Origin of the sequence: Pseudomonas sp. CP4, assembly GCF_047758505.1 — a bacterium.
Classification (GTDB): domain Bacteria; phylum Pseudomonadota; class Gammaproteobacteria; order Pseudomonadales; family Pseudomonadaceae; genus Aquipseudomonas; species Aquipseudomonas fluorescens_AO.
Genome location: NZ_CP180489.1, coordinates 3628482 through 3643274 on the forward strand (window position 1 = coordinate 3628482; position 14793 = coordinate 3643274).

The following is a 14793-nucleotide window of genomic DNA, read 5'->3' on the forward strand; positions in this document are numbered from 1 at the left end:
TGACGCTCCGCGTCACAGTGGACGCGGAGCGTCCATGGATTCATTCCCACGCAGAGCGTGGGAACGATCTTCGTGTGACTACAACGCAGGGGAATTCGGCCGTTTCGACGGCCTTTTTTTTCGCCTGAATTCTGTCCGTCCGCATATCTCTTAAATGCATAACCAAATGAATAAATATGATTTATGGATATATAAATCAGCTGGTAAGGTCACTGCCATTGAAGCGAGATCGCAGCCTGCGAATCGCCTGTAACGCTTAAAGGAATCTGCAATGCTGGTCGTCTCACTCGGTGGCAGCCCCAGCCTGCGCTCCCGTTCCGGGGTGCTGCTGGAGCGTGCGCAACGCTGGTTGCAACAGCAAGGGGTGGAAGTGGTGAGTTATCAGGTACGGGATTTCCCGGCCGAGGATCTGCTCCACGCCCGCTTCGACAGCCCGAAGGTCCTCGACCTGCTGCAACAGATCGCAAACGCCGACGGCCTGCTGATCGCCACGCCGGTGTACAAGGCCTCGTTTTCCGGGGCGCTGAAGACCCTGCTGGATCTGCTCCCCGAGCGTGCGTTGAATCACAAGGTCGTCTTGCCGATGGCCACCGGCGGCAGCATCGCCCACATGCTGGTGGTCGATTACGCCCTCAAGCCTGTGCTGTCGGCACTCAAAGCGCAGGAAATGCTTCAGGGCATTTTCGCCGAGGACAGCCAGATCGCTTACGGCGAAGGCAGTGCCGCCGCGCAATTGGCGCCGGCCCTGGAGCAGCGCTTGCACGAGGCCCTGGACCAGTTCATCGGCGCCATGGCGCGCCGGCCGAAACCGCTGGAGCCGGGCCTGCTGAACGAACGGTTGTTGAGTGCTCGCTGGAGCATTTAAGCCTCATCGAAATTTGAAGTACTGGCCTTACTCGCCCGCCAACGGGCAAGCAGGTGCAGCCAAAACCCAACAGCAAAAAGGAGAGCGCTATGCGCACTGTATTTTTGCGTCGTGGTCTGGTCGCTCTGTTTGCTGCGGCTGTCACCTTCGGCGCCATCACCCAAGCTCAAGCCGAGACATTGCGCATCGGTTATCAGAAGTACGGCACGCTGGTGCTGCTCAAAGCCAAGGGCACGCTGGAAAAACGTCTCGCCGCGCAAGGCGTCGATGTGCAATGGACCGAGTTTCCCGGTGGCCCGCAACTGCTTGAAGGCCTTAATGTCGGCTCGATCGATTTCGGCGTGACCGGCGAAACCCCGCCGGTTTTCGCCCAGGCCGCTGGCGCGGATCTGCTCTACGTCGCCTATGAACCGCCAGCGCCGAACAGCGAAGCGATCCTTGTGCCGAAAGACTCGCCGATCAAATCGGTCGCCGATCTCAAGGGCAAGAAAGTCGCCCTGAACAAGGGCTCCAACGTGCACTACCTGTTGGTGCGTGCACTGGCAGACGCCGGTCTCAAGTACAGCGACATTCAAACCGTATTCCTGCCGCCAGCCGATGCCCGCGCCGCGTTCGAGCGTGGCAGTGTCGACGCTTGGGTCATCTGGGATCCGTACCAGGCCGCTGCCGAGAAACAACTGCAAGCGCATACCCTGCGTGACGGCAAAGGCATCGTCGACAACCACCAGTTCTATCTCGCGACCAAACCTTACGCGCAGAAAAATCCCGAGGTGATCAAGACCCTCGTCGAAGAAGTGCGCGCGGTGGGTGAATGGTCGAAAGCCAATCCCGAAGACGTGACCCAACAGGTCGCGCCGCTGCTGGGCCTGCCGGCGGACATCACCCTGACCTCGGTGAAACGCCAGGGTTACGGCGCGCTGTTCCTGACCCCGGAAGTGGTGGCCGCGCAACAGAAAATCGCCGACACGTTCTTCCAGCTCAAGCTTATTCCCAAGCCGTTGAGCATCAAGGATGTGATCTGGACCCCGCCGGCCGCTGTGGCCCAAAGCTCCCCAGCCCAGTAATTCGAATCCATAAGGAGACCACTCCATGAGCCTCAATATTTTCTGGTTCCTGCCTACTCACGGCGACGGCCATTACCTTGGCACCGCCGAAGGCGCCCGCGCGGTTGATCACGGTTATCTGCAACAGGTCGCCCAAGCGGCGGATCGTCTGGGGTTTGGCGGTGTGCTGATTCCCACCGGGCGTTCCTGCGAGGACTCATGGCTGGTCGCGGCCTCGCTGATTCCGGTCACCCAGCGTCTGAAATTCCTCGTTGCCTTGCGCCCCGGGATCATTTCTCCGACGGTCGCGGCGCGGCAGGCAGCGACGCTGGATCGCTTGTCCGGCGGGCGCGCGCTGTTCAATCTGGTCACCGGTGGCGACCCGGAAGAACTGGCCGGCGATGGCCTGTTCCTCAACCATGAAGAACGCTATCAGGCCTCGGTGGAATTCACCCGCATCTGGCGCCGTGTGCTGGAAGGCGAAACCGTCGATTACGACGGCGAGCACATCAGCGTGAAGGGCGCGAAGCTGCTCTATCCACCGATCCAGCAACCGCGTCCGCCACTGTATTTCGGTGGTTCTTCGGAAGCGGCGCAGGATCTGGCTGCCGAGCAAGTGGAAATGGTCCTGACCTGGGGCGAGCCGCCGGCCGCGGTGGCCGAGAAGATCGCACAAGTCCGGGCCAAAGCCGCCAAGCTCGGCCGTACCGTGCGCTTCGGCATTCGTCTGCATGTGATCGTCCGTGAAACCAACGCCGAAGCCTGGCAGGCGGCGGACCGGCTGATCTCGCACCTGGACGACGACACCATCCAGCGTGCCCAGGCGTCGCTGGCGCGTTTTGACTCGGTCGGCCAGCAACGCATGGCCGCGCTGCACGGCGGCAGCCGCGACAACCTTGAAGTCAGCCCGAACCTCTGGGCCGGAGTGGGTCTGGTGCGCGGCGGTGCCGGTACCGCGCTGGTCGGCGATGGCCCGACCGTGGCAGCGCGGGTCAAGGAATATGCGGATCTGGGCATCGACACCTTCATCTTCTCCGGTTATCCACACCTCGAAGAATCGTATCGGGTGGCCGAGCTGCTGTTCCCGCACCTCGACGTCGAACGCCCGGAACTGCCGAAGAGCGCCGGTTATGTGAGCCCGTTCGGCGAGATGGTCGCGAACGACATCCTGCCCAAAGCCGCATCGCAGAGCTGAGGCGCGGCCATGAACAAATTTATCCACAGCCTCGCGCCTTGGGCGTTGCCGGTGTTGCTGCTGGCGGTGTGGCAGCTGTCGGTGTCGGCGGGCTGGTTGTCGACACGGATTCTGCCGGCACCGGTGGCGGTGATCGAGGCCGGCGTCAGTCTGGTACGCAGCGGCGAGATCTGGACGCACCTGGCGATCAGCGGCTGGCGCGCGGCACTCGGGTTTACGATCGGCGGCAGCATTGGCCTGGTGCTGGGTTTCATCACCGGCCTGTCAAAATGGGGCGAGCGCCTGCTCGACAGCTCGGTACAGATGATCCGCAACGTGCCGCATCTGGCGCTGATTCCGCTGGTGATCCTGTGGTTCGGCATTGACGAGTCGGCAAAGATTTTTCTTGTGGCGCTGGGCACGTTGTTCCCGATTTACCTGAACACGTATCACGGCATCCGCAACGTCGACCCGGCGTTGGTGGAGATGGCGCGCAGTTATGGCTTGAGCGGTTTCAGCCTGTTCTGGCAGGTGATTCTGCCGGGTGCGCTGCCGTCGATTCTGGTCGGCGTGCGCTTCGCCCTGGGCTTCATGTGGCTGACGCTGATCGTCGCCGAAACCATCTCGGCCAGCTCCGGCATCGGCTATCTGGCGATGAACGCCCGAGAGTTTTTGCAGACTGACGTGGTGGTGCTGGCGATTTTGCTTTATGCGGTGCTGGGCAAACTCGCCGACCTCGCCGCCCGTGGACTTGAGCGCGTGTGGTTGCGCTGGCATCCGGCCTATCAGGTTGCCAAAGGAGGTGCGGCATGACCGCTCAACAACCTCCACGCCTGTTGCGCGGGATTCCGCTGGCGGTGCGCAACCTGCAGAAAACCTTCGGCACGCGCCAAGTGCTGCGCGACATCGATCTGCACATTCCGGCGGGGCAGTTTGTCGCCGTGGTCGGGCGCAGCGGTTGTGGCAAGAGCACGTTCTTGCGCTTGCTCGCCGGCCTCGATCAACCCACTGGCGGCGAGCTGCTGGCCGGCTCCGCGCCGCTCAGCCAGGCGCGCGACGATACGCGGCTGATGTTCCAGGAAGCGCGGCTGCTGCCGTGGAAAAGGATCATCGACAACGTCGGTCTCGGCCTCAAGGGCAACTGGCGCCAGCAAGCGCTGGATGCATTGGACGCAGTGGGTCTGTCTGATCGCGCCAATGAGTGGCCGGCAGCATTGTCCGGTGGCCAGAAGCAGCGCGTGGCGTTGGCCCGGGCGCTGATCCATCAACCGCGTCTGCTGCTGCTCGACGAACCGCTCGGCGCACTGGATGCACTGACCCGCATCGAGATGCAGCAACTGATCGAACGGCTTTGGCAGCAACACGGTTTTACCGTGCTGCTGGTGACCCACGACGTCAGTGAAGCGGTGGCGATTGCCGATCGGGTGATCCTGATCGAGGACGGCGAAGTCGGCCTCGACCTGCACGTCGAACTGCCGCGCCCAAGGGTGCGCGGCTCGCATCGCCTCGCCGCGCTGGAAACCGAAGTGCTCAACCGTGTTTTGTCCCTGCCCGGCGAACCGCCGGCGCCGGAACCCGTTTCACCCCTGCCTACGCAATTGCGTTGGGCGCAATGACGCAGCTGCAAGCTACAAGTTGCAAGCTGCAAGTAGAAGCACTGTGCTTTTACTTGTCGCTTGTAGCTTGCCCCTTGCAGCTTATTTCGACCTCAGGAGAAATATCATGACTATCAAAGCCATCAACGTGCGCAACCAGTTCAAAGGCTCGATCAAGGAAATCGTTCTCGGTGACGTGCTGTCGGAAATCGACGTGCAGACCGCTTCGGGCATCGTTACTTCGGTGATCACTACCCGCTCGGTCAAGGAGTTGGAGTTGGTCGTGGGTAGCGAAGTGATCGCCTTTGTGAAATCCACCGAGGTGTCGATCGCCAAGTTGTGAGCCGATGAGCAAAAAACAACCCCGGAGGGTGTGAGCCCTGCGGGGTTTTTTGTGCCTGTCGATCGTTCCCATGCTCCGCGTGGGAATGCCTCTAGGGACGCTCCGCGTCCAGTGACGCGGAGCGTCACGGGCTGCATTCCCACGCAGAGCGTGGGAACGATCATGTCTCAGCGCTTGGGTAGATACGGCGGTAGGTACAACCCGATATAGGCATCAAACACCCGCATCCCTTCCTCGGCCATGCGCGAGGTGATCTGTCCGTGTTGCTGCACCGAACGTGCATACACCCGGTCGCCGAGTTCCATCGCCAGGGCAAACACATCGACATCGTCCGGCAGCCTCGGCAACTCGAAATGCTGGTCGAACAGCTTGTGCATCAGGTCGCCCAGTTCGAGGTCGTGCTGGCGGTCAGCCTGGGTCACTTCGGTCAGGCCGTGTTGCGCCAGGATCAATTGCCGCGCAGCCGCATCCTGGTCGTAGATCTCGAGCATGCGCTGTTCGACCAGTCGCGACAGGTCACGCCAGTCACGCAACGCATCGTGATCGATCGGCGCTTGCAGGCAAGCACGAAATGCTGCGTGGACATCGGCGGTCAGCGCTTCGAGCAGCGCCGGGACGCTGGCGAAGAAGTGATACACGGAGGAGGGCGGGATCTGCGCGCGCTCGGCGACGCTGTAGATCGACAGACTGGCCACGCCCTCGGCCGCCAGCAGCGTGCGTGCGGCATCGAGTATCGAATCGATCCGCGCCTGACTGCGGGCACGGGGTTTGCGGACGGTGGCGGGACGCGTCATGGAAGTCTCCTGCGGGGCAGCGGGCATTGTACGAGGCGGTTCCTGTGTTGTCTGCCAGTACCCGGTGGCGAGGGGATTTAGCGAATCGTCGCACCGCCCCGTTCGGCTGCGCAGCAGTCGTAAACCCTGAGAGCCGGGTATTCCTGACACACCGAGTGGGATGGATTTGGGGCTGCTTCGCAACCCAACGGGGATAAATCCCCTCGCCACAGGTTTTGTGTTCGGCCATAAAAAAACGCCGCTGGCTGAATCAGCCAACGGCGTTTTCCTGAAACTGCAATCCGCTTAAACGGTATGCAGATACCAGTTGTACTCAAGGTCGGAGATGGAGTGTTCGAACTCCTCCAGCTCGCTTTCCTTGCAGGCGACGAAGATATCGATGTACTTCGGATCGATGTACTTGGCCATCACCTCGCTGTCGTCCAGCTCGCGCAGGGCATCGCGCAAGTTGTTCGGCAGGCTCTGTTCGTTCTGTTCGTAGCTGTTGCCTTCGACAGGCGCGCCCGGTTCGATCTGGTTGACCAGGCCGTGGTGCACGCCGGCCAGTACCGAAGCCATCAGCAGGTACGGGTTGGCGTCGGCACCGGCCACGCGGTGCTCGATACGTACGGCATCGGCCGAACCGGTCGGTACGCGAATCGCCACGGTGCGGTTGTCCAGGCCCCAGCACGGCGAGTTCGGTACGTAGAACTGCGCGCCGAAGCGACGGTAGGAGTTGACGTTCGGGCAGAGGAAAGCCATCTGCGCCGGCAGGGTCTCGAGCACACCGCCGATCGCGTGACGCAGCGCGGCGTTCTGCTCGGGATCCTCGCTGGCAAAAATGTTTTTGCCGGCTTTGTCCAGAATCGAAATGTGTACGTGCAGACCATTGCCCGCCTGGCCCGGATACGGCTTGGCCATGAAGGTGGTGTCCATTTCATGGTCGTAGGCGATGTTCTTGATCAGACGCTTGAGCAGGACCGCGTAGTCGCAGGCCTTGATCGGGTCGGCGACGTGGTGCAGGTTCACTTCGAACTGCGCCGGGGCACTTTCCTTGACGATCGCATCGGCCGGGATGCCTTGCTCTTTGGCGCCTTCCAGAATGTCCTGGAGGCAATCGACGTATTCGTCGAGGTCATCGATCAGGTAGACCTGGGTCGAGTGCGGGCGTTTGCCGGAGATCGGCGAGCGTGGCGGCTGCGGACGGCCGTTCACGTTTTCCTGGTCGATCAGGTAGAACTCGAGTTCGAAGGCGGCGCAGATGGTCAGGCCGAGCTCGTCGAACTTGGTCACCACTTGGCGCAGCACTTCACGGGGATCGGCGAAGAACGGATCGCCTTCGAGTTCGTGCATGGTCATCAACAGCTGCGCGGTCGGGCGCTTCTGCCATGGCTCGTTGCACAGGGTATCGGGGATCGGATAGCAGATACGATCGGCGTCGCCGATGTCCAGGCCCAGACCGGTGCTTTCCACCGTGGAGCCGTTGATATCCAGGGCAAATAGAGAGGCCGGCAGGTTGATGCCTTTCTCGTAAACCTTGTGGAGGCTGGTGCGTTCAATGCGCTTGCCGCGCACCACACCATTCATATCCGCAATCAGAAGGTCAACGTACAGAACCTCAGGATGTTCCTTAAGGAACGCGTTCGCTTCGTTAAGCTGAACGGCACGCGGGGGTACCGACATGATGCAACACCTTTGTTGTTAAAAATATCAATCATTGATCTTTTCTGGTTTCAGTCAACCCGAACGGCCTGCCGAAGTCAAGCGAGGCCTTTTATGCCCCGAAAAAGCGCTTGAGGGGCATTTATGGGGCACTTTGGGGCGTTTTTTCCAACCTTGAACGTTGCTCAGCTGCGGGCTTGAGCAGGCCGTGTTGTATTTTTTACGGGGGTGTTGTGTAAAAAAATGAACAAGGCTAAGCTCCGGTCAAACCCATAACAGCAATAATACCGGGGTGCTTCATGTCTCGCCTGCCGTTAATCGGCATCACCGACTGCTCGCAACAGTCCGGTCTGCATGCTCATCACATCAGTGGCGATCCATCCGTCCGGAGCGCAGCCAGCAAGGCGCGCAGCCTGTCGACGAGACTCTCGTCAGCATCGGGAAAAACGGCAGCGTCCGATATTCTGGACGTCGGACACAGCTTCCGCTTTATGGCGTCTCCTTCCACTATAGAACTCTTTCCCTCCCAAAGCCCGTGCCGCACTCAGCGTCGTGCCTGTGATTCTGCACGTTTGCAAAGTGCACGGGAAATGCAACGCCAGCGTCAAGGGCAGGTAAGCTCCTCTTTCATTGTCTATGCGCGGTGCCAGGCGTAAGCCGGCACTGCGCGAGCAAGCCCCCTTTAACGCGACGCCGCAAGCGTCAAAATTGCCTGACATTGCGTCAGGAGACTCAGCCCAGAGGCATTTATGAGTAACAACCTCGACCAGCTCACCGATTGGTTGAAAGACCGCAAGATCACAGAAGTCGAATGCATGATCGGCGACTTGACCGGGATCACCCGGGGCAAGATTTCGCCGACCAACAAGTTCATCGCCGAGAAAGGCATGCGTCTGCCGGAGAGCGTGCTGCTGCAGACCGTGACCGGCGACTACGTCGAAGACGACATCTATTACGAACTGCTCGACCCGGCCGACATCGACATGATCTGCCGTCCCGACCAGAACGCCGTGTACCTGGTGCCGTGGGCCATCGAGCCGACCGCGCAGGTGATCCACGACACCTACGACAAGCAAGGCAACCCGATCGAGCTGTCGCCGCGCAACGTCCTCAAGAAAGTCTTGAAGCTGTATGCCGACAAGGGCTGGCAGCCGATCGTCGCGCCGGAAATGGAGTTCTACCTGACCAAGCGCAGCGACGACCCCGACTATCCGTTGCAGCCGCCGATCGGCCGCTCGGGCCGTCCGGAAATCGGTCGACAGTCGTTCTCCATTGAAGCGGCGAACGAATTCGACCCGCTGTTCGAAGACGTCTACGACTGGTGCGAATTGCAGGAGCTGGACCTCGATACGCTGATCCACGAAGACGGCACGGCGCAGATGGAAATCAACTTCCGTCACGGTGACGCGCTGTCGCTGGCCGATCAGATTCTGGTGTTCAAGCGCACCATGCGCGAAGCCGCGCTCAAACACGATGTAGCGGCGACGTTCATGGCCAAGCCGATGACCGGCGAGCCGGGCAGCGCCATGCACCTGCACCAGAGCATCATCGACATTCAGACCGGCAAGAACGTCTTCTCCAACGAAGACGGGACGATGAGCCAACTGTTCCTGCACCACATCGGTGGTTTGCAGAAGCTGATCCCCGAGCTGTTGCCGCTGTTCGCTCCGAACGTCAACTCGTTTCGCCGCTTCCTGCCGGACACTTCGGCACCGGTGAACGTCGAGTGGGGCGAGGAGAACCGCACCGTTGGCTTGCGCGTGCCGGATGCCGGCCCGCAGAACCGTCGCGTGGAAAATCGCCTGCCGGGCGCCGACGCCAACCCGTACCTGGCGATCGCTGCCAGCCTGCTCTGCGGTTACATCGGCATGGTCGAGGGCCTGAACCCGAGCGCGCCAGTGGTCGGCCGTGGTTACGAGCGCCGCAACCTGCGCCTGCCGCTGACCATCGAGGACGCGCTGGAGCGTATGGAAAACAGCGCGACCATCGAGAAGTACCTCGGCAAGACCTTCATCACCGGCTACGTCGCGGTCAAGCGGGCCGAGCATGAAAACTTCAAGCGCGTGATCAGTTCCTGGGAGCGTGAGTACCTGCTCTTCGCCGTCTGATACGCCCGGCGCGGCGGCCAGCCGTCGCGCCTTCACCGATAACAAGGAGAATTGGCATGACCAGCAACAACCCGCAAACCCGCGAGTGGCAAGCACTCAGCAGTGATCATCACCTGGCCCCGTTCAGCGATTTCAAGCAACTGAAAGAGAAGGGCCCGCGGATCATCACCAATGCCAAGGGTGTTTATCTGTGGGACAGCGAAGGCAACAAGATCCTCGACGGCATGGCCGGGCTCTGGTGCGTGGCGATCGGTTACGGTCGCGATGAGCTGGCTGATGCTGCTGCCAAACAGATGCGCGAGCTGCCGTACTACAACCTGTTCTTCCAGACCGCCCACCCGCCGGCACTGGAACTGGCCAAGTCGATTGCCGACGTGGCGCCGGAAGGCATGAACCACGTGTTCTTCACTGGCTCCGGCTCCGAAGGCAACGACACCATGTTGCGCATGGTCCGTCACTACTGGGCGATCAAAGGTCAGCCGAACAAGAAAGTCATCATCAGCCGCAAGAACGGCTATCACGGTTCTACCGTGGCCGGCGCGAGCCTCGGCGGCATGACTTATATGCACGAGCAGGGCGACCTGCCGATCCCGGGCATCGTCCACATCGCGCAGCCGTACTGGTTCGCCGAAGGCGGTGACATGTCGCCGGAAGAGTTCGGCATCTGGGCGGCCAATCAGCTCGAAGAAAAGATTCTCGAAGTCGGCGTCGACAACGTCGGGGCCTTTATTGCCGAGCCGATCCAGGGTGCCGGCGGCGTGATCATTCCGCCCGACACTTACTGGCCGCGCATCAAGGAAATCCTCGCCAAGTACGACATCCTTTTCGTTGCCGATGAAGTGATCTGCGGTTTCGGCCGTACCGGTGAGTGGTTCGGTAGCGATTTCTACGACCTCAAGCCGCACATGATGACCATCGCCAAGGGCCTGACCTCAGGCTACATCCCGATGGGCGGGCTGATCGTGCGTGACTCGGTGGTGGCCGTGCTCAATGAAGGCGGCGATTTCAACCACGGCTTCACTTACTCCGGCCACCCGGTGGCCGCAGCGGTGGGTCTGGAAAACATCCGCATCCTGCGCGACGAAAAAATTATCGAGAACGCCCACAACGAAACGGCACCGTATTTGCAGAAACGTCTGCGCGAGCTGAACGATCACCCGTTGGTGGGTGAAGTTCGCGGCGTCGGTCTGCTGGGGGCGATTGAGCTGGTGCAGGACAAGGCCACGCGCAAGCGTTACGAGGGCAAGGGCGTTGGCATGATCTGCCGGCAGTTCTGCTTCGACAATGGCCTGATCATGCGCGCGGTAGGCGACACCATGATCATCGCGCCGCCGCTGGTGATCAGCAAAGCCGAGATCGATGAGTTGGTTACAAAGGCACGCAAGTGTCTGGACCTGACCCTCGGTGTGCTGCAGGCCTAGGTGCTAGGCTTTGAGCGGGGGAGCTGCGGCGCACTCGCTCAAAGCTGTCAGAAAGGCTGGTCTTTTGTTGAAAGACCGCCTCGGATCTTGCCAGACTAGCCGCGGTTCCAGTTGTCCGGGTTCGGCCGCTGAACAAAGTGGTTCAAAAAAGAAAAATTTGGAGCATGACGCATGAAGGCATTAGGTAAAAAGCTAGCTGGCAAGACTCTGCTCGCGCTGTCCATGGCGGGCATGATGGCGGGTGCGGTGCACGCGGACGACAAGGTACTGCACGTCTACAACTGGTCCGACTACATCGCGCCGGACACCGTGGCCAACTTTGAAAAAGCCACCGGGATCAAAGTCGTCTACGACGTCTTCGACAGTAACGAAACCCTGGAAGCCAAGCTGCTGGCCGGCAAGTCCGGTTACGACATCGTGGTGCCTTCCAACAATTTCCTCGCCAAGCAGATCAAGGCCGGCGTCTACCAGGAGCTGGACAAGTCCAAGCTGCCAAACTGGAAAAACCTCGACGAAGACCTGCTCAAGGCCGTTGGCGATGCCAGCGACCAAGGCAACAAACACGCCTTCCCGTACATGTGGGGCTCGATCGGCATTGGCTACAACCCGGCCAAGGTCAAGGCTGCACTGGGCATCGACAAGATCGATTCGTGGGACGTGGTGTTCAAGCCGGAAAACATCGAGAAACTCAAAAGCTGCGGCGTGAGCTTCCTCGATGCGCCGACCGAAATGATTCCGGCGGCATTGCACTATCTGGGCAAGCCGACCAACAGCAAGGACAAGGCTGACCTGAAAGCCGCCGAAGACCTGTTCCTGAAGATTCGTCCTTCGGTTGCCTACTTCCACTCTTCCAAGTACATCTCCGACCTGGCCAACGGCAACATCTGCGTCGCCGTCGGTTACTCGGGTGACCTGGAACAATCCAAGACCCGCGCTCAGGAAGCCGGTGACAAGGTCAAGCTGGCCTACACCATTCCAAAAGAAGGCGCCGGTACTTTCTACGACATGGTCGCCATTCCCAAGGATGCCGAAAACGTCGAAGCCGCCTACAAGTTCATGAACTACCTGCTGGAGCCGCAAGTGATGGCCGGCATCACCAACGCCGTGCGTTTCCCGAACGGCAACAAGGCGGCGACGCCTCTGGTGGACAAGGACATCACCAGCGACCCGAGCATCTACCCTTCGGCTGAAGTGAAGAAACAGCTCTATGCGATCAGCGATCTGGACGCCGCCACGCTGCGCCTGATCACCCGCAGCTGGACCAAGATCAAATCGGGCAAATAAGCCGGTTTGTCGCCACAACCACTGGCCGTCGTCGTCGCGACGGCGGCCAGCGGATAATTAAATGACAGAAAGTTTTGCTGGATCGGTTTTTCGAGGGTAAGTTGCGCGCCGGTTTTGTTGTCGGGCAGCCATGGCTGTCATGCAGCGCGGGGCAACTTGGGCCCAATCCATTTAGAGGACCTCCACTTGCCTGTATTTTCTTCTTTGCGCAAAGCCCTGCTGGTCGCTGCCGGCCTGACAATCGCTGTCGGAGCCCAGGCCGCCGGTACGGTGCATATTTATAACTGGTCGGATTACATCGGCGAATCGACCCTGGCCGACTTTGAGAAAGAGACCGGGATCAAACCGGTCTACGACGTTTTCGACTCCAACGAAACCCTGGAAGGCAAGCTGCTGGCCGGGCGTACCGGTTACGACGTGGTCGTGCCGTCGAACCACTTCCTTGGCAAGCAGATCAAGGCGGGCGCGTTCCAGAAGCTCGACAAGGCGCAACTGCCGAATTATTCCAACCTCGACCCGGTGCTGCTCAAGCGCCTGGAGCAGAACGATCCCGGCAACCTCTACGCCGTCCCGTATCTGTGGGGCACCAACGGCATCGGCTACAACGTCGACAAGGTCAAAGCCGTGCTCGGTATCGACAAGATCGATTCGTGGGCCGTGCTGTTCGAGCCGGAAAACATCAAGAAGCTGCACAGCTGCGGTGTCGCGTTCCTCGATTCGGCTGATGAAATGATGCCGACCATGCTCAATTATCTGGGCCTGAACGCCAACAGCACCAACACCAAGGACTACGAAAAGGCCACCGCCAAGTTGCTCGCGGTGCGTCCTTACGTGACCTATTTCCATTCCTCGAAGTACATCGGCGATCTGGCCAACGGCGACATCTGCGTGGCCATCGGTTTCTCCGGCGATATCTTCCAGGCGAAGAACCGTGCCGAGGAAGCCAAGAAGGGCGTCAACATCGCCTATTCGATTCCGAAAGAGGGCGGCGCGCTGTGGTTCGACATGCTGGCGATCCCCAAGGATTCGTCCAACGTCAAAGAGGCCCACGCCTTCATCAACTATTTGCTGAAACCTGAGGTGATCGCCCAGGTCAGTGATTACGTCGGTTACGCCAACCCCAACCCGGGTTCGGACAAGCTGATGGAACAATCCATTCGCACCGATGAAGCGGTTTACCCACCGCAAGCAGTCCTCGACAAGACCTACGTGTCGACCGAGTTGCCAGCCAATATTCAGCGTTTGATGACCCGCAGCTGGACCAAGGTCAAGTCGGGCAAATAACGCACAAACTATCCAGGGTTCGTCTTGCGGGGCGAACTGCTGCTTCTGTTGGGAGTTTCGTAAATGGCAGTTGCCTCCGGCGCCTACAAGAAAGCCCTCGAGGGCGACCAGACACCGAAACAGGTGCTGGTCAAAATCGACCGGGTCACGAAGAAGTTCGACGAGACGATTGCCGTGGACGACGTGTCCCTGGAAATCAAGAAGGGCGAGATCTTTGCCCTGCTCGGGGGTTCGGGATCGGGCAAATCCACCTTGCTACGGATGCTTGCAGGCTTCGAACGGCCCACGGAAGGGCGGATTTTCCTCGACGGCGTCGACATCACCGACATGCCGCCGTACGACCGTCCGATCAACATGATGTTTCAGTCCTACGCACTGTTCCCGCACATGACCGTGGCGCAGAACATTGCCTTCGGCCTGCAGCAGGATAAGATTCCCAAGGCTGAAATCGACGCCCGCGTGGCCGAGATGCTCAAGCTGGTGCAGATGAGCCAGTACGCCAAGCGCAAGCCGCATCAACTGTCCGGCGGTCAGCGTCAGCGCGTGGCCCTGGCCCGCTCGCTGGCCAAGCGGCCGAAGCTGTTGCTGCTCGACGAACCGATGGGCGCACTGGACAAGAAGCTGCGTTCGCAGATGCAACTGGAACTGGTGGAAATCATCGAGCGCGTCGGCGTGACCTGCGTGATGGTGACTCACGATCAGGAAGAGGCCATGACCATGGCCGAGCGCATCGCGATCATGCACCTGGGCTGGATCGCCCAGATCGGCAGCCCGATCGACATCTACGAAACCCCGACCAGCCGTCTGGTCTGTGAATTCATCGGCAACGTCAACATTTTCGAAGGCGAAGTGATCGACGACGCCGAAGGCCACGCGACCATCACCTGCAAGGACCTCGACCGGCAGATCTACGTCGGCCACGGCATCAGCACCTCGGTCCAGGACAAGTCGGTCACCTACGCGATTCGCCCGGAAAAACTGCTGGTCACCGCCGACATGCCGACCTGCGAGTACAACTGGTCGAGCGGCAAGGTCCACGACATCGCTTATCTGGGCGGGCACTCGGTGTTCTACGTCGAATTGCCGAGCGGCAAACTGGTGCAGTCGTTCGTCGCCAACGCCGAACGTCGCGGCGCACGTCCGACCTGGGGTGATCAGGTCTACGTGTGGTGGGAAGACGACAGCGGCGTGGTACTTCGCTCATGAACATGCGCAAATTCAAACGCCGTATAAACCGAATC

General features: G+C 60.2%; 13 protein-coding genes. 11 read left to right on the forward strand and 2 right to left on the reverse strand.

The window, feature by feature from the left end; translation table 11 throughout:
• Positions 1 to 271: 271 nt before the first annotated feature.
• From ssuE to ACMYUN_RS16210, 6 genes are all read left to right on the forward strand, one after another.
• Positions 272 to 865, forward strand: coding sequence for an NADPH-dependent FMN reductase (gene ssuE / locus ACMYUN_RS16185; RefSeq protein WP_415761123.1), 594 nt, complete (start codon positions 272 to 274; stop codon positions 863 to 865).
• A gap of 89 nt (positions 866 to 954) precedes the next feature.
• Entirely contained in the window at positions 955 to 1929 is a 975-nt protein-coding gene (locus ACMYUN_RS16190; RefSeq protein WP_415761124.1) for a sulfonate ABC transporter substrate-binding protein, read from the forward strand.
• Between the two features lie 25 nt (positions 1930 to 1954).
• Positions 1955 to 3103 carry an FMNH2-dependent alkanesulfonate monooxygenase gene (ssuD, locus tag ACMYUN_RS16195; RefSeq protein WP_016772653.1) on the forward strand — a complete coding sequence of 383 codons (1149 nt, stop codon included), beginning with the start codon at positions 1955 to 1957 and terminating at the stop codon, positions 3101 to 3103.
• A 9-nt stretch (positions 3104 to 3112) separates the two neighbouring features.
• Positions 3113 to 3895: an aliphatic sulfonate ABC transporter permease SsuC gene (gene ssuC / locus ACMYUN_RS16200; RefSeq protein WP_027610511.1), complete on the forward strand. Its 783-nt coding sequence runs from the start codon at positions 3113 to 3115 to the stop codon at positions 3893 to 3895.
• A complete protein-coding gene (ssuB, locus tag ACMYUN_RS16205; RefSeq protein WP_415761125.1) occupies positions 3892 to 4698 on the forward strand; it encodes an aliphatic sulfonates ABC transporter ATP-binding protein in 807 nt (268 codons plus the stop codon). The genes ssuC and ssuB overlap by 4 nt, the downstream gene beginning before the upstream one ends.
• A 106-nt stretch (positions 4699 to 4804) precedes the next feature.
• On the forward strand, positions 4805 to 5020 hold the full coding sequence (locus ACMYUN_RS16210; protein ID WP_003229256.1) for a TOBE domain-containing protein: 216 nt from the start codon (positions 4805 to 4807) through the stop codon (positions 5018 to 5020).
• 167 nt (positions 5021 to 5187) lie between these two features.
• On the opposite strand, the gene ACMYUN_RS16215 is transcribed toward ACMYUN_RS16210, so the two are convergent.
• Together ACMYUN_RS16215 and ACMYUN_RS16220 are read right to left on the reverse strand one after the other, a co-directional pair.
• Positions 5188 to 5814: a TetR/AcrR family transcriptional regulator gene (locus ACMYUN_RS16215; RefSeq protein WP_039757467.1), complete on the reverse strand. Its 627-nt coding sequence runs from the start codon at positions 5812 to 5814 to the stop codon at positions 5188 to 5190.
• A 285-nt stretch (positions 5815 to 6099) separates the two neighbouring features.
• A complete protein-coding gene (locus tag ACMYUN_RS16220) occupies positions 6100 to 7476 on the reverse strand; it encodes a glutamine synthetase family protein (RefSeq protein ID WP_039757469.1) in 1377 nt (458 codons plus the stop codon).
• Between the two features lie 728 nt (positions 7477 to 8204).
• On the opposite strand from ACMYUN_RS16220, the gene ACMYUN_RS16225 reads away from it, so the two are divergent.
• The 5 genes from ACMYUN_RS16225 (at position 8205) to ACMYUN_RS16245 (ending at position 14758) form a co-directional block, all read left to right on the forward strand.
• Entirely contained in the window at positions 8205 to 9563 is a 1359-nt protein-coding gene (locus ACMYUN_RS16225; RefSeq protein ID WP_016772658.1) for a glutamine synthetase family protein, read from the forward strand.
• 56 nt (positions 9564 to 9619) lie between these two features.
• The gene (locus ACMYUN_RS16230; protein ID WP_039757470.1) at positions 9620 to 10984 is read left to right on the forward strand and encodes an aspartate aminotransferase family protein; all 1365 of its coding nucleotides are present in this window, start codon (positions 9620 to 9622) and stop codon (positions 10982 to 10984) included.
• Between the two features lie 171 nt (positions 10985 to 11155).
• Entirely contained in the window at positions 11156 to 12268 is a 1113-nt protein-coding gene (locus ACMYUN_RS16235; RefSeq protein WP_039757472.1) for a polyamine ABC transporter substrate-binding protein, read from the forward strand.
• Between the two features lie 186 nt (positions 12269 to 12454).
• Positions 12455 to 13552: a polyamine ABC transporter substrate-binding protein gene (locus ACMYUN_RS16240; RefSeq protein WP_051600552.1), complete on the forward strand. Its 1098-nt coding sequence runs from the start codon at positions 12455 to 12457 to the stop codon at positions 13550 to 13552.
• 63 nt (positions 13553 to 13615) lie between these two features.
• Positions 13616 to 14758, forward strand: a complete 1143-nt coding sequence (locus tag ACMYUN_RS16245; protein WP_016772662.1) for an ABC transporter ATP-binding protein — start codon at positions 13616 to 13618, stop codon at positions 14756 to 14758.
• Positions 14759 to 14793: the final 35 nt, after the last annotated feature.